The organism is Delftia acidovorans NBRC 14950 (assembly GCF_001598795.1).
In the GTDB taxonomy this organism is placed as follows: domain Bacteria; phylum Pseudomonadota; class Gammaproteobacteria; order Burkholderiales; family Burkholderiaceae_C; genus Comamonas; species Comamonas acidovorans.
This window is the reverse complement of sequence record NZ_BCZP01000014.1, coordinates 135,862-154,066: the sequence shown is the minus strand read 5'-3', so window position 1 is coordinate 154,066 and position 18,205 is coordinate 135,862. Positions and strand designations below refer to the sequence as shown.

16 protein-coding genes and 1 pseudogene are annotated in these 18,205 nt (G+C 66.2%); 5 read left to right on the top strand and 12 right to left on the bottom strand.

Annotation, left to right across the window (positions count from 1 at the left end):
- A pseudogene (locus DA1_RS18745) lies at positions 1-390 on the top strand (hypothetical protein); the annotation flags it as partial.
- A gap of 183 nt (positions 391-573) precedes the next feature.
- Here DA1_RS18745 and DA1_RS18740 read toward each other — a convergent pair.
- The 7 genes from DA1_RS18740 to DA1_RS18710 form a co-directional block, all read right to left on the bottom strand.
- Positions 574-1,476 carry a carbohydrate kinase family protein gene (locus DA1_RS18740; protein ID WP_012203428.1) on the bottom strand — a complete coding sequence of 301 codons (903 nt, stop codon included), beginning with the start codon at positions 1,474-1,476 and terminating at the stop codon, positions 574-576.
- Between the two features lie 35 nt (positions 1,477-1,511).
- The gene (locus DA1_RS18735) at positions 1,512-2,894 is read right to left on the bottom strand and encodes a zinc-ribbon and DUF3426 domain-containing protein (RefSeq protein WP_034390515.1); all 1,383 of its coding nucleotides are present in this window, start codon (positions 2,892-2,894) and stop codon (positions 1,512-1,514) included.
- A gap of 74 nt (positions 2,895-2,968) precedes the next feature.
- Positions 2,969-3,859, bottom strand: a complete 891-nt coding sequence (gene prmA / locus DA1_RS18730; protein WP_012203426.1) for a 50S ribosomal protein L11 methyltransferase — start codon at positions 3,857-3,859, stop codon at positions 2,969-2,971.
- An 84-nt stretch (positions 3,860-3,943) separates the two neighbouring features.
- A complete protein-coding gene (gene accC / locus DA1_RS18725) occupies positions 3,944-5,308 on the bottom strand; it encodes an acetyl-CoA carboxylase biotin carboxylase subunit (protein WP_012203425.1) in 1,365 nt (454 codons plus the stop codon).
- 132 nt (positions 5,309-5,440) lie between these two features.
- Complete coding sequence (gene accB / locus DA1_RS18720) at positions 5,441-5,905, bottom strand: acetyl-CoA carboxylase biotin carboxyl carrier protein (protein ID WP_012203424.1); 465 nt, start codon at positions 5,903-5,905, stop codon at positions 5,441-5,443.
- A gap of 145 nt (positions 5,906-6,050) precedes the next feature.
- Entirely contained in the window at positions 6,051-6,551 is a 501-nt protein-coding gene (locus DA1_RS18715) for a TlpA family protein disulfide reductase (protein WP_034390512.1), read from the bottom strand.
- Between the two features lie 46 nt (positions 6,552-6,597).
- Positions 6,598-7,206, bottom strand: coding sequence for a hypothetical protein (locus DA1_RS18710; protein ID WP_013804096.1), 609 nt, complete (start codon positions 7,204-7,206; stop codon positions 6,598-6,600).
- A gap of 244 nt (positions 7,207-7,450) precedes the next feature.
- Between DA1_RS18710 and mpl the strand changes: the two genes are divergently transcribed.
- The gene (gene mpl, locus DA1_RS18705; protein ID WP_034398170.1) at positions 7,451-8,890 is read left to right on the top strand and encodes a UDP-N-acetylmuramate:L-alanyl-gamma-D-glutamyl-meso-diaminopimelate ligase; all 1,440 of its coding nucleotides are present in this window, start codon (positions 7,451-7,453) and stop codon (positions 8,888-8,890) included.
- Between the two features lie 74 nt (positions 8,891-8,964).
- Here the strand turns inward: mpl and DA1_RS18700 are convergent, their stop codons facing one another.
- A complete protein-coding gene (locus DA1_RS18700) occupies positions 8,965-9,282 on the bottom strand; it encodes a hypothetical protein (protein WP_012203420.1) in 318 nt (105 codons plus the stop codon).
- A gap of 259 nt (positions 9,283-9,541) precedes the next feature.
- Between DA1_RS18700 and DA1_RS18695 the strand changes: the two genes are divergently transcribed.
- Positions 9,542-9,910: a YqcC family protein gene (locus DA1_RS18695; protein WP_034390510.1), complete on the top strand. Its 369-nt coding sequence runs from the start codon at positions 9,542-9,544 to the stop codon at positions 9,908-9,910.
- Positions 9,911-9,968: 58 nt separating this feature from the next.
- Here DA1_RS18695 and DA1_RS18690 read toward each other — a convergent pair whose 3' ends face one another.
- From DA1_RS18690 to rodA, 4 genes are all read right to left on the bottom strand, one after another.
- Positions 9,969-11,126, bottom strand: a complete 1,158-nt coding sequence (locus DA1_RS18690; RefSeq protein WP_012203418.1) for a 3-deoxy-7-phosphoheptulonate synthase — start codon at positions 11,124-11,126, stop codon at positions 9,969-9,971.
- Positions 11,127-11,566: 440 nt separating this feature from the next.
- Positions 11,567-12,187: a hypothetical protein gene (locus DA1_RS18685; protein WP_034390505.1), complete on the bottom strand. Its 621-nt coding sequence runs from the start codon at positions 12,185-12,187 to the stop codon at positions 11,567-11,569.
- Between the two features lie 93 nt (positions 12,188-12,280).
- Entirely contained in the window at positions 12,281-13,741 is a 1,461-nt protein-coding gene (tldD, locus tag DA1_RS18680) for a metalloprotease TldD (RefSeq protein WP_012203417.1), read from the bottom strand.
- A gap of 352 nt (positions 13,742-14,093) precedes the next feature.
- Positions 14,094-15,263 carry a rod shape-determining protein RodA gene (gene rodA / locus DA1_RS18675; RefSeq protein WP_013804102.1) on the bottom strand — a complete coding sequence of 390 codons (1,170 nt, stop codon included), beginning with the start codon at positions 15,261-15,263 and terminating at the stop codon, positions 14,094-14,096.
- A 212-nt stretch (positions 15,264-15,475) separates the two neighbouring features.
- On the opposite strand from rodA, the gene DA1_RS18670 reads away from it, so the two are divergent.
- Entirely contained in the window at positions 15,476-16,060 is a 585-nt protein-coding gene (locus tag DA1_RS18670) for a YqiA/YcfP family alpha/beta fold hydrolase (protein WP_012203415.1), read from the top strand.
- A gap of 55 nt (positions 16,061-16,115) precedes the next feature.
- Positions 16,116-18,194, top strand: a complete 2,079-nt coding sequence (locus DA1_RS18665) for a ribonuclease catalytic domain-containing protein (RefSeq protein WP_034390501.1) — start codon at positions 16,116-16,118, stop codon at positions 18,192-18,194.
- Positions 18,195-18,205 lie beyond the last annotated feature (11 nt).

The following is an 18,205-nucleotide window of genomic DNA, read 5'->3' as shown; positions in this document are numbered from 1 at the left end:
GCTGCACCTGCCGCAAAGAAGGCCGCTGCTCCTGCCAAGAAGGCTGCTGCTCCTGCTGCCAAGAAGGCCGCTGCTCCCGCTGCCACAAAGGCTGCTGCACCTGCCGCGAAGAAGGCCGCTGCTCCCGCCAAGAAGGCTGCCGCTCCTGCTGCTGCCAAGAAGCCCGCTGCAGCTGCCAAGCCTGCCGCAGCGCCCGCCAAGGCCGCAGCAGCTCCTGCCGCTCCCGCCAAGAAGGCTGCAGCCCCGAAGAAGGCCGCTGCCCCCAAGAAGGCCGCAGCAGCTCCCGCCGCTGCCGCGCCTGCAGCTCCCGCTGCCGCACCCGCGCCCATCGCGCAAACCCGCCTGGCTCCCCAAGCCGCATGGCCCTTCCCCACAGGCAACAAGCCCTGAGACTTTTCCGGTCTCAAAGCAAAAAGCCCGGCTCTTTGGAGTCGGGCTTTTTTCATCGCCGGGCCGCCCCAAGATGAAAAAGTGCCCCCTCGGGGGGCAGCGGTCCTTGCGCAGCGAGGCAAGCGTGGGGGCCATCTTTCATTGTGAAGACCGCGGCTGCGCCGCCGGCCGGTGTTCCCGGCTTCAGGGCTGGGCGAAGTCCAGCACGTAGTTCTGCGGGCCACGGCTGGCAATCTTGAGCGCGCCCAGGCGGTTGCCCAGTTCGGCGCAACGCACCAGGTCCCAGCCACGCTCCAGGCCGAACAGCATGGCGCCACGCCATGCGTCGCCACATCCCGTGGGATCGACCACGGCGGCGGGCTGCACCGGCGCCACCAGGGTCTTGGCGCCTTGCACCCAGACCTCGCAGCCCTCTGCCCCCAGCGTCACCACCAGGCCTTGCACCTGCCCGGAAATCTGTTCCAGGCTCCAGCCCGTGCGCTCGCTGAGCATGCGGGCCTCGTAGTCGTTCACGGCCACCCAGTCAGCCTGCTCGATGAAGCTGCGCAGCTCCTGGCCATCGAACATGGGCAGGCCCTGGCCCGGATCGAACACAAAGGGAATGCCGGCCGCCTTGAACTGCTGGGCATGCTCAAGCATGGCCTGGCGGCCATCGGGTGCAATGATGCCCACGCGCACCTGCTCCTTGAGCTCTGGCGTGATGCGGTTGCCGTGGGCCTGCATCATGGCACCCGGGTGGAAGGCCGTGATCTGGTTGTTGTCACGGTCCGTCATGATCATGCACTGGGCCGTGTGCGTGTCCTGCAGCTGGCCGATGTGCGCGGTCTGCACGCCCAGTTCGTCGAGGCGCTGCACATAGTCGGCGCCGTCGCTGCCCACCATGGCCATGGGCCAGGCATCGCCGCCCAGCAAGCGCAAAGCGTAGGCGATGTTGCCCGCGCAGCCGCCGAAATCGCGGCGCAACGTGGGCACCAGGAAGGACACATTGAGGATGTGCAACTGGTCAGGCAGGATCTGGTCGGCAAACCTTCCCTCGAAGGTCATGATGTTGTCGAACGCAAGCGATCCGCAGATGAGAGCGGCCATGGTGTGTCTCGGCTTTCTTGAAAAGTCAGGGGGATTCAGGGATAAAAAACCAGGGCGCGATAGCCGGCCACGGCCGCCTCCAGGCCTTGCACTTCGACCGGGGCCGTCACGCTCCACTCGCCATGGCCCTCGATCTGCGCGGGCGCGCCGAACTGGTCAAGCCGGATCACGCGCCGCAGCAGCAGCTTGTCCTGGGCATCGGTGAGCGTGAGTTCGACAGCGGGCATGGCAACGGGGAAGTCCGAGCGGTTCTCCAGGCTCAGGCTCCACTGGTACTGGCCGTTGCGCGGCAGCTGCCGAAAACCCGAACTGCCGATCACCACATCGCCGATCTGGCGGCGTGGCTGCAGCTCGCAGCCCGCCATGGCGCACAGGGCCTGCAGCGCGGGCGCCAGCGAAGGATGCTGCACGGCCAGCGCATCGCGCTGGCCCCACATGACCTGGCCTGCCAAGGCGCCCACGCCCAGCAGGCTGCCCAGCACAAGCGCCACGCGCACGGCAGGCCGGCGCCAGAAGGCCTTGCGCCGCGCCTGGCGCACAAAGCCGGGCTCGGCCTCGGGCAGCGCGGCAGCAGCCTCACCGCTGCCTTCGCCATCGCTGTCCGGCCAGCGGGAAAACTCCGGCGAAGGCACGGAGGCCTGCGCCTGCGGCTCCGATTCCCGCAGCAGGCCGGTTGGCACGGACGGCGCAGGCGCATCGGACGACTTGTCGGATGGCTTGTCGGATGGCTTATGGGGCCGTGTGAACGGCGCGCCTTCCTCATCCTTTGCCGGTGCGGGCACAGGAGCCGCAGTGTCAGGCTCGGGTCCGAGCAGGCCGTCAACGGCCTGCTCGGCATGGGCGGCGAGCGGGGACTTCGGCGCTGCCCGGGACGCAGCCAGGATCTCGTCCACCAGCGACGCTCCAGGCAGCGCGCTGCCCGACTCTTCGGCAGCGCTGGCGGAGGGGTCCTTCGCGGTCACAGGGGGCGAAGGCGGAGCCTCTGGAGCCGGCACCTCGGCCGGCGGCATGGACGGCGAAGGCTCGGCACTGGCAGCGGCAGCCGTGGTTGCGGTGGATACCGCAGGTGCGGCAGGTGTGGCAGGTACAGAGGGCGCAACAGGTGCAGCAGGCCCCGATGCGCCCCGCCCCGGCAATCCGCTCGGCGCCGTCGGCAGCCACATGGATTCCCTGAATTCGCGGATGTCATCGTCCTCGAATTCGGCCGGGTTGTGTGATGCCCCGCCGGCCACCGGAGTGCCGGCCACCGAGGTGCCGGCCGCATTCACAGGTGCCGTGGGCAGGGGCTGCAGGTCCTCGGAGGCATCGAACACTTCATGGCAGACGCCGCAGCGCACCCACCCCTGCGAAATTCGCAGCTGGTCGGCCACCACTTTGAAGCGGGTTCCACAGGCAGGACAGCGGGTGACTTGGCTCATCAGCGATCGATTGTAGGCAGCTGCTCGCGGCCCGCGCCACGAAGGCGGGGCCGCGCGGGGACTCGGGCCGGAAATCAGGCCGCGCGGCGCGCGGTCATCAGGATCCAGCCATCTTCGCTGTCGGCCACTTCCAGCGCCAGGTACGGCGCATAGGCCTCCTTGAGCTCGTCGGCCTGGCGCTCCAGGATACCGGCCAGCACCAGGCTTCCACCCGCTGCCACGCGGCCGCACAGCAGCGGCGCCAGCACCTTGAGCGGCGTGGCCAGGATGTTGGCCAGCACGGTGCGGTATTCGCCGTTTCCGGCATCGGGCAGGCCCGCCTTCAGTTGCACGGCGTTGGCATCGGCGTTGTAGCGCGTGGACTCCACGGCTGCCGGGTCGATGTCCACCGCGTCGATGTCGGTGGCACCGAACTTGGCAGCGCCAATGGCCAGGATGCCCGAGCCGCAGCCGTAGTCCAGCGTGCGGCCAAGACTGCCTTGGGGCTGGCGGGCGATCCAGCGCAGGCACATGCGCGTGGTCGGGTGCGTGCCCGTGCCAAAGGCCAGGCCCGGGTCCAGGCGGATGCTCACGCGCGCCTCGGGCGGCAACTCGTGCCAGGTGGGAACAATCCAGAATTCGGGCGTGATGTCCACCGGGGCGAACTGCGACTGCGTCAGGCGCACCCAGTCCTGCTCCGGCACCTGCTTGACGGCGATGATGCTGCAGCCCTCGAAGAAGTCCTGGGGCAGCAGCAGATCACGCGCCTCTTCGGCCGCTTGCTGCGAGGGGAACAGCGCCACCAGGCGGCTGCGCTGCCAGCCGTCCTTGGGCGGCGGCATGCCGGGCTCGCCGAACAGGGCTTGCTCGGCCTCAGTCTGCGCGTCGGCATCCTCCACCGATACGCTCAGGGCGTCCAGCGCATCCAGCGCATCGCTGACGGTCTCAACCCGGTCTTCCGGGCACAGCAGGCTCAACTCGAACATGGGCCCATCCTTTTCTATGCAATAAATGAAAATGCTGGCCGCCGTCGCCGGGGGCCAGCATGCAGGGTCAATCGGGCGACCTGCTCAACGCTTGTTGGCGTTGCGGTGCGCCAGCCACTCTTCCAGGTAATGGATGTTGGTGCCGCCTTCCATGAACTTGGCGTCCACCATCAGATCCTGATGCAGCGGGATATTGGTCTTGATGCCTTCGACCACGGTCTCCAGCAGCGCCGTGCGCATGCGCGCCAGCGCCTGCTCGCGCGTGTCGCCGTGGACGATGATCTTGCCGATCATGGAGTCGTAGTTCGGCGGCACGAAGTAGTTGTTGTAGACGTGCGAGTCCACGCGCACGCCGGGGCCACCGGGGGCATGCCACATGGTGATGCGGCCCGGCGACGGCATGAAGTTGTAGGGATCCTCGGCATTCACGCGGCACTCGATCGCATGGCCCTTGAGCTGGGCATTGATCTGGCGCTGGGTGAAGGGCAGCTTCTCGCCTGCGGCCACCATGATCTGGGTGCGCACGATGTCCACGCCCGTGATCAGTTCGGTCACCGGATGCTCCACCTGCACGCGGGTGTTCATCTCGATGAAGTAGAACTCGCCGTTCTCAAAGAGGAACTCGAAGGTGCCGGCGCCACGGTAGCCCAGCTTCTTGCAGGCAGCGGCGCAGCGCTCGCCGATCTTCTCGACCAGGCGGCGCGGAATGCCCGGAGCCGGAGCTTCCTCGATGACCTTCTGGTGGCGGCGCTGCATGGAGCAGTCGCGCTCGCCCAGGTAGACCGCGTTGCGGTGGTTGTCCGCCAGGATCTGGATTTCCACATGGCGCGGGTTCTGCAGGAACTTTTCCATGTAGACGGCCGGATTGCCGAAGGCCGCACCGGCCTCGGCCTTGGTCATCTGCACGGCATTGATCAGCGCCGCCTCGGTATGCACCACGCGCATGCCACGGCCACCGCCGCCGCCTGCGGCCTTGATGATCACCGGATAGCCCACGGCCTTGGCGATGCGGCGGATCTGCACGGGATCGTCAGGCAGCTCGCCATCCGAGCCGGGCACGCAGGGGACGCCCGCCTTGATCATGGCCTGCTTGGCCGAGACCTTGTCACCCATGGTGCGGATGTTCTCGGGCGTGGGGCCGATGAAGGTGAAACCGCTCTTTTCCACGCGCTCGGCAAAGTCGGCGTTCTCGCTGAGAAAGCCGTAGCCGGGGTGGATGGCCTCGGCGTCGGTCACCTCGGCGGCCGAGATGATGGCCGGCATGTTGAGGTAGCTCAGCGGCGAAGGCGCGGGGCCGATGCACACGGCCTCATCGGCCAGCTTGACGTACTTTGCGTCACGGTCGGCCTCGGAATACACCATCACCGCCTTGATGCCCAGTTCACGGCAGGCGCGCTGGATGCGCAGGGCAATCTCGCCCCGGTTGGCAACCAAAATTTTCTTAAACATGAAGGTCCTCGCGACTTGGTGCCTGCGCCGGTACGCAGGCCGAAGCCGTCAGTTGAGCCAATTGCTCTGTCGCGCCGCGGCATGCGTTCGCGCCAGGGCGTCGTGCCGCTTGCGGCATCGCTCGCCTGCAGGTTACTCGATCACGAACAGGGGCTGGCCGTACTCTACCGCCTGGCCGTTTTCGCCCAGGATGCGCGTGATCGTGCCGCTCTTGTCGGCTTCGATCTCGTTGAGAATCTTCATCGCTTCGATGATGCAGATGGTCTCGCCTTCCTTGACCTGGTTGCCCACTTCCACGAAGGGCTTGCCGCCAGGGCTGGAGGCGCGGTAGAAAGTGCCGACCATGGGCGACTTCACCACGTGGCCGGAGACGGCTGCCTCGGCCGGTGCCGCCACGGGCGCTGCGGGGGCAGCGGCGACGGGTGCCGCCATCGGCGCGGCCATGGGAGCCTGCATGGGCGCTGCCACATAATGCTGCACCACGGCGCCTTCGCTCTTGACGATCCGGACCTTGCCCTCTGCTTCGGTGATCTCCAGTTCCGACACGTTCGATTCGGACACCAGATCAATGAGGGTCTTGAGTTTTCGCAAATCCATGGGAGCTCCAGCGGCTAACAACTAAATAGGGCGCGAATTTACTCCAATTTCGCCCTTCTGCGTGCTTTGAGGCATATTTTTCATCAACGTCGCCATGGAATTCAGGGCATTTCCTGAGCTTTCACAGCTTCGGCGATGCGAAAAATCAGCCTTTTGCGCTCCAGGAAGCCAGATCTTCGGTAGTAAGCTCACCTATTTTACGTTGCTGCACCATGCCATCTTCGCCGAGCAGCACGGTGAAGGGCAGTCCGCCCTGCAGATTGCCCAGCGAGCGGGTCAGGCCCAGACCGCCTTCCACCGCCAGCGCCACAGGGAAACGCAGGGGTGTGCGACCCAGGAAGCGCTGCACGGCCTCCGGCTTGTCCACGGCCAGGCCAATGACCTGAATACCATGCTGGTTTTGGCGCGCCGAGAAGGCATCGAGCATGGGCAGCTCGCGCACGCAGGGCGGGCACCAGGTGGCCCAGAAATTGACCAGCACCGGCTTGCCGCGCCAGCGCGACAGCGTCATGGCCGAGCCATCGGGCGTGATGAAGCGCTGCTGCCACAGTTGCTCTTCGGCACTGGCATCCATGGCGTGCGGCTGAAAACGCCACCACGCAAACCCTGCCCCACCCAGGCCTGCGGCGGCGGCAACGCCGCCCATCAGCCAACGGCGGCGGGAAGATGTGTTTTGCCCTGCATCCACTGAATCAGCCACGGTCGGCCTCCTCTTCATCCTGATCCAACAGCCTGCGCAGCGCCTCGGCGCTGCCGCGCGGGCTGCGCCCCTGGCCGTCGGGCTTGAGTGCGCCACGCAGATCATCATGGTCATACACCAGCAGATGCACGCCCACGGACTCGTTCAAAGGGCGGCAGAAGGCGTGGATGCTCAAGGCCTCCACGGCCTGCCCCGTAAAGCCGGTGACGGTGCTGGGCTCGTACTCCACATGCTGGTTGATCAGCGCGATCTCGGCCGACTTGGGGTCGTCGCAGAACAGCTGCAGGTAAATATCGGACAGGCGGGTGGCTGTGCCGCGCCAGACGGCGCCGGCCAGATGGGGTCGGAACTCGGCCAGGCGGTCCATCCATTGCAGGGCCAGTTCGCGCAGGGCCTGCAGTTCCTGGGGCTGGGTGTCGGCGCAGAACAGGGCAATGTATTCGCGCACGGCCTCTTCCACCAGGTCGTTTCCCGGCAGCGCGGTGCGCGCGGGCAGCCCCAGCTGGCGAAGTGCGCGGTGCTTGGCAGCCCCCCATTCCAGCCCTTCCTCGACCACGAGGCGGGCCGCGGTCTGGGCAATTTCGGCAGTGGCTTGGTCCATGGCTTTCCGATCCGCTGTATCCCTACATATATATAAGAGGCCTTCCCTGCGGATGGCCCCGGGCCATTGTGACCCAAGCCGCGGCACCGCCGGCCGCAGACGGGCTTTGCACGTTCCCGCCAGCGCCTTGCAACGGCGATTTCGCAACCTTGTGTTTCCGGGACCCCGCGCCTGCTGGGCCGCAAGCTCCTGTTTTTGCAGGACAGCCCTCCCGGACATGACGGCAACCGTAGAATGCCCGGCCATGCACATACATATTCTGGGCATCTGCGGCACCTTCATGGGCGGACTGGCCGCACTGGCGCGCGAGGCTGGGCACCGCGTCACAGGCTGCGACGCCGGCGTCTATCCGCCGATGAGCGATCAGTTGCGTGCACTGGGCATCGACCTGATCGAGGGCTACGGCGCCGACCAGATGGCCCTGCAACCCGACATGTATGTCGTGGGCAACGTGGTCAGCCGCGCGCGGCTGCCCGACGGCAGCCCCAAGTTCCCGCTGATGGAGGCGATTCTTGAAAGCGGCGCTCCCTACACCAGCGGTCCGCAATGGCTTTGCGAACAGGTGCTGCACCATCCGTCCTGCCCGCGCCATGTGCTGGCCGTGGCCGGCACCCACGGCAAGACGACCACGACGTCGATGCTGGCCTGGATTCTCGAATGCGCAGGCCTGGCTCCCGGCTTTCTGGTCGGCGGCGTGCCGCTGGACTTCGGCGTCTCGGCCCGCCTGGGCGCATCCAGCCGACCGACGCCAGGCCAGGGGCCGGCCGGCGCGGAGCCCGTCTTCGTCATCGAGGCCGATGAATACGACACGGCCTTCTTCGACAAACGCAGCAAGTTCGTGCACTACCGCCCGCGCACGGCCGTGCTCAACAACCTGGAGTTCGACCACGCCGACATCTTCGAGGACCTCGGTGCCATCGAACGCCAGTTCCACCATCTCGTGCGCACCGTTCCCGCCTCCGGGCGGCTGGTGGTCAACGGCATAGAGGAAAGCATCACCCGCGTGCTGCACCAGGGCTGCTGGAGCGAGGTCTCCAGCTTCGGTGCGGTGGTCAGCGATTTCAGTGCCCAGGGCGATCCCGGCGCCTTCGACGTACTGCACCGTGGCCACAAGGTCGCGCGCCTGGAATGGGCACTGACCGGAGAGCACAACCAGCTCAATGCGCTGGCCGCCATTGCAGCGGCCGAGCATGTGGGCGTGACGCCGGCGCAGGCCTGCGAAGCGCTGGCGCGCTTTCAGAACGTCAAGCGACGCATGGAGCTACGCGGCATGGCGGGTGGCGTGTCCGTCTACGACGACTTCGCCCACCATCCCACGGCCATCCGCACCACGCTGGACGGCCTGCGCCGCAAGCTCGCCAGCCAGACGCGCATCCTGGCGGTGTTCGAGCCGCGCAGCAACACCATGAAGCTGGGCACCATGAAGTCGCAACTGCCCTGGGCCCTGGAAAGCGCCGATCTGGTGTTCTGCCACACGGCCGGCCTGGACTGGGATGCTGCCGAGGCGCTGCGCCCCCTGGGCGTGGGAGCCGGTCACAAGGCGCAGGTGGCTGCAGACATCGATACGCTGATCGGGCAGATCCGCGCAGCCGCCCGCCCCGGTGACCACGTGGTGTGCATGAGCAATGGCGGCTTCGGTGGCATTCACCCCAAGCTGCTGGCGGCGCTGCAAGCCACAGGCTGAACCGGGCACGGCCCCCAATGAAAAAAGCCCGGGTCATGCCCAGGCTTCTTTGCTGTATCTCGATCTGTCCGTCGTCAGTAACTGATGGACATGGCCGGCACATCGACACGGATCAGCGGCTTGGACAGCACGGCCTGGGCGGCCACGGCATAGCTGTTGCGCCATTGCTCGTCGTCGAACAGCCCGGAGCGCGAACGCGCCGCACGCGCCACCACCACCAGCTTGTCGGCCAGCAGAACCTTGCCGCTGGCGCGCAGGGGTTCGCAGTCCATGGAGATGAACTGCTGGTCCAGCCAATGCCGTCCTTCATCGGAACTCATGGGGGTGAGCCCGCTGGTGTCCGTGCGGTACTCTTGTCCGGCATCCAACACCACAATCACTTCGCTGCGCATGGAACTCCTCTCTTCATTACGGGATACGACCCTGTGCCTGCTCATGCAGACAGGGCTGTCACTCATGCCCTGAGCTTAACCGCAAGCGCCTTTTCCACACCCCGGGCAAGCTGACATGCCTCAAGTGCCAGAGACTGGCACCGGCGCTGGAGTCGGCACTGCCGCCAGCAGGTGTTTCAAGGCCTGCCAGCGCCTGCCCAAAGGTGCAAACGTACAATGGCCGACAAATTTGGCCCCGTTTTTTCATGGACCTCACCGCATGACAACCGACACCACGCACCAGAAACTGCTCGACCAGTTGCAGCAACTCGAAGACGAGTTGCGCAGCCAGAGCCTCTGGTCGGCCGTGGCGCCCAGCCCTGAGGCCATGGCATCGACCATGCCGTTCATGTACGACACGCTCAAGCTGCAGGAATGGCTGCAGTGGGTTTTCCTGCCCCGGCTGCGTGCCGTGGTCGATGCCCGCGGCCAATTGCCCTGCCAAAGCCACGTGCATCCACTGGCCGAGCACGAATGGAGCCAGCCCGTGGCATTCGACAAGCGCCAATTGCTGGTCCTGCTGCTGGGCATAGACGACACGCTGAACCAGGGCGGACTGACCCCGCCGGACGCCACGCCGCCACACTGAACAAGCAAACCGGGACATGGAAAAAACGGGGCATGCATGCCCCGTTTTCTTTTCCGGCTCAGGCGGCAACCAGGGCCGCAGCCGGCTCGGGATGCTTGACGCGGCGCTGCTGCACGGCGTCGGACAGCTCGGCCAGCGTTGCCAGGGAATCATCCCAGCCCAGGCAAGCATCGGTGATGCTCTGGCCATAGGTCAGCGCAGCCACCTCATCCTTGCCGGGCGTGAACTTCTGGGCGCCGCCCACGAGATGGCCTTCGATCATCACGCCGAAGACGCTGCGCGAGCCGCCGCTGATCTGTCCGGCGATGTCGCGTGCCACATCCTTTTGGCGCTCATGCTGCTTGGAGCTGTTGGCGTGGCTGCAGTCCACCATCAGCGTGGGAGGCAGGCCGGCCTTTTCCAGATCCTCGCAGGCAGCGGCCACGTTGGCCGCGTCGTAGTTGGGGGTCTTGCCGCCGCGCAGGATGACGTGGCAATCCTGGTTGCCCGCCGTGTTCACGATGGCAACCTGGCCATTCTTGTGCACGGACAGGAAGTGGTGGCCGCGGCTGGCCGACTGGATGGCGTCGGTGGCGATGCGGATGTTGCCGTCCGTGCCGTTCTTGAAGCCGATGGGCGCCGAGATGCCCGAGGCCAGTTCACGGTGGACCTGGCTTTCCGTGGTGCGCGCACCGATGGCGCCCCAACTGATCAGATCGGCAATGTACTGGGGCGAGATCACGTCCAGGAACTCGCTGGCGGCCGGCACGCCCAGGCGGTTGATGTCGATCAGCAGTTGCCGCGCAATGCGCAGGCCTTCGTCGATGCGGTAGCTCTGGTCCAGGTAGGGATCGTTGATCAAACCCTTCCAGCCCACGGTGGTGCGCGGCTTTTCGAAGTACACGCGCATCACGATCTCCAGCGTGTCCTTGTACTGCTCGCGTATGGGCGCCAGGCGGCGTGCGTACTCGATGGCGGCTGCCGGATCGTGGATGGAGCAGGGGCCGACGATGACCAGCAGGCGATCATCCTCGCCAGCCATGATGTTGTGGATGGTGCGGCGGGTGTCGCCGATCAGGGTTTCCACGGCCGTACCGCGGATGGGGAAGAAGCGAATGAGGTGCTCGGGAGGGGGCAACACGGTGATGTCCTTGATACGTGCGTCGTCGGTTTGGCCAGTCTTTTGGGAACCGCCGCGATACCAGGAATCGGCGAGGGAAGCTTGATGAGCAGTCATTGCTTGCTTTCGTGAGGAAAGATGGATCGTGGAAAACGGAGCGAAGAATCGGGAGGGAAAAACAAAAAACCGCCGGGCTTTACAGCTTCGGCGGTTTTGAGGGAGGTTTGTTCGGGTGCGCGCGCTTACCTCTCTTCCGCCGGGGAGGAGAACCAAAAGTAAAAGTAGAAGGAGGCACGGGCTTGCATGGGGATCGAATGTAGCACAGTCATTTTTCGCAGTGCAACATGGACATGAGGGCGGGGAAGCAGCCCTTCACCGTGCCACAGAGAGAAAGCACAAAATCATTGACGCAAAAAAACTGCTTTTTTCTCAGTTTCACGCAAAAATTCTTCAGGCATATGTAGAAAATCACGTTGCCATGCAGTTTTATTGCCATCAGCCATGAAAACGTGCAAACCCCGGGAAATGATGCATCTGCGCGTCACGCAGGGGCGCGATCAACGCCGCAGCAACGCGTCACGCAGCCTGCGCAGGGCCAGGCGCACGGCGCTCAAGGGTTGCCATCGGCGCGCCTTGTAACCAGACAGGATGGAAGTCACATCGGCTTCGCCGGCCACGGCAGCGGATTCGGCAAACATGTCCGTCAGCAGGCAGGCATCGCCCAGCAGACGCCAGCCCAGGCGCTCGCAGCGCCGGAAGTGCTCGGGCTCCTGGGCATCGCCCACCAGCACGGACTGCTGCCAGGCGTGGACGGCCTCCCTGAAGCCTTTGAGCAGACGCTGGTAGGCAGGAAATTCGTAGAGGGCATGCCAGCCCGTGGCCAGCGTGGTGAGAAAGTGCTGGTGGTCCAGCACCGCCAGGTCAAGCTGCTGTATGGCGTCTTCCACCGCGGGGCGCGGGCTGCCCGCATAGCGCACGCGCACGGACTCGTCCAGCGCGACGGCCAGCAAGGCCAGTTGCTGGTGCATGGGCTGCAGGTCGCCCACGATCAGCTCATGCTGCCAGAAGCGGCTCAGCCGCGACTCGCCGGCCCAGGCACGCCATTGCTTCGGCAGGCTGCGCAGGGGATGGACGGAGGTCCGCGGGCCTGGCCGGGAGGAAAAGGAAAGCTGGGTCATGGAATCGGCGCCGGGCGGCGCCCACCGAACGCGGCGGGCCGCGTCAGGCAGGACAGGGCCCGGCCTGCCGTGCAGGGCGCGGGCATGGGACCGTCAGGCCGTGCCGCCCACCGTCAGGCCGTCGATGCGCAGCGTGGGCTGGCCCACGCCCACGGGCACGCTCTGGCCTTCCTTGCCGCAGGTGCCCACACCGCTGTCCAGGCGCATGTCGTTGCCGATCATGGTGATGTGCTTGAGCGATTCCGGGCCGCTGCCCACGATGGTCGCGCCCTTGACGGGGTACTGGATCTTGCCGTTCTCGACCCAATAGGCCTCGCTGGCGGAGAACACGAACTTGCCGCTGGTGATATCGACCTGGCCGCCGCCGAAGTTGGTGGCGTACAGGCCCTTCTTGATCGAGGCCACGATTTCCTGCGGCTCCCGGTCGCCACCGAGCATGTAGGTGTTGGTCATGCGCGGCATGGGAATGTGGGCATAGCTTTCGCGGCGGCCGTTGCCCGTGGGCTTGACACCCATCAGGCGGGCATTCATCGCGTCCTGGATGTAGCCCTTGAGGATGCCGTCCTCGATCAGCACATTGCTCTGGCTGGTGCAGCCTTCGTCATCGACGTTGAGCGAGCCGCGGCGATCGGCCAGCGTGCCGTCATCCAGCACGGTGACGCCCTTGGCAGCCACGCGCTGGCCGATGCGGCCGCTGAAGGCGCTGGCGCCCTTGCGGTTGAAGTCGCCTTCCAGACCGTGTCCCACGGCTTCGTGCAGCAGCACGCCGGGCCAGCCGGGGCCAAGCACCACGGTCATCTCGCCAGCCGGCGCGGGACGGGATTCCAGGTTGGTGAGGGCCGCGCTCACGGCCTCGTCCACGTACTGGGTGATCTGCTCGTCGCTGAAATAGGCCAGCCCGAAACGGCCACCGCCGCCGGCAGAGCCCACCTCACGCCGGCCCTTTTGCTCGGCGATCACGGTAACCGACAGGCGCACCAGCGGCCGCACGTCGGCCGCCAGCGTGCCATCGGCACGGGCCACCAGCACCACGTCGTACTCGCTGGCCAGGCCGGCCATGACCTGGACCACGCGCGGGTCCTTGGCGCGGGCCAGTTTCTCGACCTTGCCCAGCAGCTCGACCTTGGCCGTGCTGTCCAGCGTGGCGATGGGGTCCAGACCGGGATACAGCGAGCGGCTTTGCGCAATCTTGGGAGCATTGGCGCGCACGCGCTTGCTCTGGGCCGCGCCCGAGATGGAGCGCACGGTGCGCGCGGCATCCAGCAGCGAGGCTTCGGAAATATCGTCGGAATAGGCAAATGCCGTCTTCTCGCCACTGACCGCACGCACGCCCACGCCCTGGTCGATGCTGAAGCTGCCGGTCTTGACGATGCCCTCTTCCAGGCTCCAGCCTTCGGCGCGGGTGTACTGGAAGTAGAGGTCGGCGTCGTCGACCTGGTGGCTGCGGATCTCGGCCAGTGCGCGCGCGAGATGGGTTTCATCGAGCCCGAAGGGCTCAAGCAGCAACTGGCGCGCTGTGGCCAGGCGTTCAATGGTGGGTTCGCGGGAGATCATTCACGCATTGTAGAGAGCCGGCCATGCCCTCGCCGTGCAACGGCTGCGGCCAGCGGCTTGCCAACCCACAAAAAAGAACGGAATGCCGCTCCACCAGGCTGAGCGGCATTCCGTAGGCATGCATCCGCGTGGATGGCGAACATGCTGGCCCATGTCCGCACCTGCTTTGTAGCCTGCCCTGGCGGCGGTGGCAAGTGAGCAGACTCCCGCAGAAGCTATCAAAAAAGGAGCAACCAGCGCTTTTGGCGTCTCATTTTCCAAGCCAAATCGCAGGAAGGAATGCGACGCCCGATACCGCAGGCATCCAGACTCTTTGACATTTGCGGGCACCTTTGGCGCCGCAAAGTGCGATTCAGAGCGGCCCGCCGCCCTCGCCCGGCAGCTGCCGCTGCGAGCGCGCCACCGACATCAGCACGCCCAGCGCCAGCCCCAGCGTGACCATGGCCGTGCCGCCATAGCTGATGAAGGGCAGCGGCACGCCGACCACGGGCAGGATGCCGCTGACCATGCCCATGTTCACGAAGGCATAGGTGAAGAAGATCATGGCCACGGCTGCCGCCATGAGCCGCGCGAACAGCGAGTTGGCCTGGATGGCGATGGCCAGCCCGCGCCAGACCAGCAGCAGGAAGGAGACGATGATGAACAGGTTGCCGACCAATCCGAACTCCTCGGAATAGGCCGCGAAGATGAAGTCGGTCGTGCGCTCGGGGATGAACTCCAGGTGGGTCTGGGTGCCCGCCATGAAGCCCTTGCCCCAGACGCCGCCCGAACCGATGGCGATCATCCCCTGGATGATGTGGAATCCCTTGCCCAGCGGATCGCGCGTGGGGTCCAGCAGGGTGCAGACACGGGTTTGCTGGTATTCATGCAGCACGGGCCAGCGCACGCCGTCGGCGCATAGCTGGGGCTCGTACAGCACGATAAGCGTGATGCCGATGGCGCCGGCCAGCACGGGCGGCACGATGAGTTTCCAGGGCAGGCCCGCGAAAAAGATCACGGACAGGCCTGCGGCCATCACCAGCAGCGAGGTGCCCAGGTCGGGCTGCTTCATGATCAGCCCCACGGGCACCAGGAGCAGGACCATGGCGATCACGAAGTCCGTGCCGCGCAGCTGGCCCTCGCGGCGCTGAAACCACCAGGCCAGCATCAGCGGCGTGGCGATCTTCAGCAGTTCGCTGGGCTGGATCACCACACCCACGTTGACCCAGCGCTGCGCCCCCTTCTTGGTGATGCCGAACAGCGCCACCGCCACCAGCAACGCCACGCCCAGCATGTACAGCGGCACGGCCACCTTCATGAGCTGCTGCGGGGGAATCTGGGCCACGACAAAGAGGATGGCCGCCGCGATCAGCATGTTGCGCCCATGGTCGGTGAAGCGCGTGCCGTGGTCGAAGCCCGAGGAGTACATGGCGATCAGCCCCGCCGACGCCAGCATGCCCACGAACAGCAGCAACCAGAAGTCAAAGCCCCGCAGCAGCGGGGCAACACGTTGCCAGAGGGAGGGCTTGTCGAATTCGGTCACGGGGATGGTCGGTCGCGGGCACGGGCCGCCATTATCCCGTGGCGCATGCGGCCCAGCCCGGCGCAGGGTTGCCCACGGAGGCGGTTGTCATCCAGCTGTCGGCCCGGGCCTTCCCTGCTGGGCGCCGCCTGCCGCAGCGGCCACAATGGGCCATGAGCCGTCCGGGCCGCATCCCGCGCCCGGCCCCAGCAACGCAAAGGAGAGCGCCCGCCATGACCACCACCCATTTGCTGTACCTGCACGGCTTTCGCTCCTCTCCCCAATCCAACAAGGCCCGGCGCCTGGCCGAGCATGTGGCCACGCGCCATCCCCATGTGCGCTGGTGGAGCCCACAACTGCCCCCTTCCCCGCGCGAAGCGGCTGCCCTGATTGCCGATGGCATCGGCAGCTGGCCGCGCGAGACCATGGCCGTGATCGGCTCCTCGCTGGGCGGCTACTACGCCAGCTGGGTGGCCCAGCTGGCGCGCTGCCGCAGCGTGATGATCAACCCGGCCGTCAACCCGGCGCGCGATCTTGAAAAGTACATCGGCGAGCAGACTTCCTGGCACAACCCGGAGGAGCGTTTCTTCTTCCGCCGCGAATACATCGAGGAGCTGCGCGCGCTGGACACGCGCCATATGACACCGGCCGCCCCCGAAATGCTGCTGGCGGCCGAGGGCGACGAGGTGCTGGACTGGCGCGAGATGAGCGCACGCTATCCGCATGCACTGCAGATCATCCAGGAGGGCGGCGATCACGCGCTGAGCAACTTCGAGGAGTACTTGCCTCAGCTGGACGAGTTCCTGAATCTGGCCTGATGCCGCGCAAGACTGCGCGGCAGCTGCCAGCCGCAGCATGGGAGAATGTCGGGCTATGCACGCATTGTTTGAAGAATCCGGCAAGTTCCTGGCCGGCCGCATCCTCTCCGAAGCCGACACCTCCGCCCAGGTGGAGCTGGACTCGGGCAAACGGGTCAAGGTCAAGTCGGCCAACATCCTGCTCAAGTTCGACAAGCCGGCGCCTGCCGAACTGATCGCCCAGGCACAGGCGCAGGCCGCCCAGATCGATCTGGACCTGGCCTGGGAATTCGCCCCCGAGGAGGAATTCGGCTTTGCCGACCTTGCACGCGACTATTTCTCGGACAAGGCCACGCTGGCCGAGCAGGCCGGCGCGCTGTTCCGCCTCTACGACGCACCGCACTACTTCCGCCGCTCCGGCAAGGGCCGCTTCAAGAAGGCGCCGGCCGAGATCCTGCAGCAGGCGCTGGCCGGCATAGAGAAGAAAAAGCAGATCCAGGCCCAGATCACGGCCTGGGCCGAACAGCTGGGCGCCGGCGAATGCCCCGGCCCCATCCGCGAGCAGCTCTACAAGATCCTGTTCCGCCCCGACAAGAACGCCGCCGAATACAAGGCCGTGGTCGAGGCCAGCCGCGCCACGCGCCTGGCCCCGCTGGACCTGCTGCACAGGGCCGGCGCCATTGAATCGGCCTACGAGTTCCACTGGAAGCGCTTCCTGTTCGACCACTTCCCCAAGGGCACGCAGTTCCCGGCCCTGCAGGCACCCCAGCCACCGGCCGACCTGCCGCTGGCCGAGGTCCAGGCGTTTTCCATCGATGACTCGGCCACCACCGAAATCGACGATGCGCTGTCGGTGCGCGGCCTGGGCACGGGCACGGTCACCGTGGGTATCCACATTGCCGCGCCCGGTCTGGCCATCGTGCCGGGCACGCCGCTGGACCAGCTCGGCCGCTCGCGCCTGTCCACCGTCTACATGCCCGGCTACAAGATCACCATGCTGCCCGACGAGGTGGTGCAGATCTACACGCTGGACGAAGGCCGCGCCAACCCCGCCGTATCGCTGTACGTCACCGTGGACGAGGCCACGCTGGAGACCACGGCCAGCGAGACGCGCCTGGAGCGCGTGCCCGTGCAGGTCAACTTCCGCCATGACAAGCTGGACCACATCGTCACCGAGCAGTGGCTGGCCGACCCCTCCTTCGAGGTCGAGGGCACGCCCGAAGTGCTGCAAGGCAAGCGCGCCGAACTGACGTTCCTGCAGCGCTGGGCCAAGCACCTGAAGGCCGGGCGCGAACTGGTGCGCGGCAAGCCCGAGAACTTCAACCGCCCCGACTACAACTTCCGCCTCGTGGGCAACGGCGGCGCCGAGCCCCGCGGCAACGAGCAGGTGGAGATCAGCGTGCGCAAGCGCGGCGCGCCGCTGGACCTGATCGTGGCCGAGGCCGCCATCGTGGCCAACAGCACCTGGGGCGGCTGGATGGCCGAGCTCGGCGTGCCCGGCATCTACCGCAGCCAGGCCAGCCTGGCGCCCGGCATCAAGGTGCGCATGTCCACCAAGGCGCAGCCCCATGCAGGCATCGGCGTCAAGAGCTATGCCTGGGCCACCTCGCCGCTGCGCCGCTACGTGGACCTGGTCAACCAGTGGCAGATCATTGCCTGCGCGCGCCACGGCAAGACCGCCGCCCTGGCCGCGCCGTTCAAGCCCAAGGATGCCGAGCTGTTCGGCATCATCAGCAGCTTCGACGGTGCCTACAGCGCCTACAACGGCTACCAGGCCGGCATGGAACGGTTCTGGACGCTCAAGTACCTGCAGCAGCACGCCATCACCGAGCTGACGGCCACCGTCATCAAGGAAGGCATGGGCGGCGGCCTGCTGGTGCGCGCCGATGACCTGCCCCTGGTCTTCCCCGTGCTGGGCGTCACCGGCCTGCCGCGCGGCGCCCATGTGCGCGTGCGCCTGGGCGAGATCGACGAGATCGCGCTCGATGTCTCGGGCACGCTGATCGAGCGCCTGGATGGCGATGCGGCGGCCGCTGCCGACGGCAACGAAGACAGCGCCGAGGATGACGAGGAAGCCGTGGCCGGCCCCATCGCCATCGCCGTGGACATGAACGAGACCGATGGCACACCGGCGGCCGACCCCGCCCAGCCCTGACCTGCCTCACA

What these genes read in the sequence shown, in the direction of transcription:
- tldD (WP_012203417.1), bottom strand. Translation starts at nt 13,741, where the DNA reads ATGATCTCCCGCGAACCCACCATTGAACGCCTGGCCACAGCGCGCCAG.
- DA1_RS18695 (WP_034390510.1), top strand. Translation starts at nt 9,542, where the DNA reads ATGACAACCGACACCACGCACCAGAAACTGCTCGACCAGTTGCAGCAA.
- DA1_RS18700 (WP_012203420.1), bottom strand. Translation starts at nt 9,282, where the DNA reads ATGCGCAGCGAAGTGATTGTGGTGTTGGATGCCGGACAAGAGTACCGC.
- DA1_RS18740 (WP_012203428.1), bottom strand. Translation starts at nt 1,476, where the DNA reads ATGGCCGCTCTCATCTGCGGATCGCTTGCGTTCGACAACATCATGACC.
- DA1_RS18665 (WP_034390501.1), top strand. Translation starts at nt 16,116, where the DNA reads ATGCACGCATTGTTTGAAGAATCCGGCAAGTTCCTGGCCGGCCGCATC.
- accB (WP_012203424.1), bottom strand. Translation starts at nt 5,905, where the DNA reads ATGGATTTGCGAAAACTCAAGACCCTCATTGATCTGGTGTCCGAATCG.
- DA1_RS18735 (WP_034390515.1), bottom strand. Translation starts at nt 2,894, where the DNA reads ATGAGCCAAGTCACCCGCTGTCCTGCCTGTGGAACCCGCTTCAAAGTG.
- mpl (WP_034398170.1), top strand. Translation starts at nt 7,451, where the DNA reads ATGCACATACATATTCTGGGCATCTGCGGCACCTTCATGGGCGGACTG.
- DA1_RS18690 (WP_012203418.1), bottom strand. Translation starts at nt 11,126, where the DNA reads ATGACTGCTCATCAAGCTTCCCTCGCCGATTCCTGGTATCGCGGCGGT.
- prmA (WP_012203426.1), bottom strand. Translation starts at nt 3,859, where the DNA reads ATGTTCGAGTTGAGCCTGCTGTGCCCGGAAGACCGGGTTGAGACCGTC.
- DA1_RS18670 (WP_012203415.1), top strand. Translation starts at nt 15,476, where the DNA reads ATGACCACCACCCATTTGCTGTACCTGCACGGCTTTCGCTCCTCTCCC.
- accC (WP_012203425.1), bottom strand. Translation starts at nt 5,308, where the DNA reads ATGTTTAAGAAAATTTTGGTTGCCAACCGGGGCGAGATTGCCCTGCGC.
- DA1_RS18710 (WP_013804096.1), bottom strand. Translation starts at nt 7,206, where the DNA reads ATGGACCAAGCCACTGCCGAAATTGCCCAGACCGCGGCCCGCCTCGTG.
- DA1_RS18715 (WP_034390512.1), bottom strand. Translation starts at nt 6,551, where the DNA reads ATGGGCGGCGTTGCCGCCGCCGCAGGCCTGGGTGGGGCAGGGTTTGCG.
- DA1_RS18685 (WP_034390505.1), bottom strand. Translation starts at nt 12,187, where the DNA reads ATGACCCAGCTTTCCTTTTCCTCCCGGCCAGGCCCGCGGACCTCCGTC.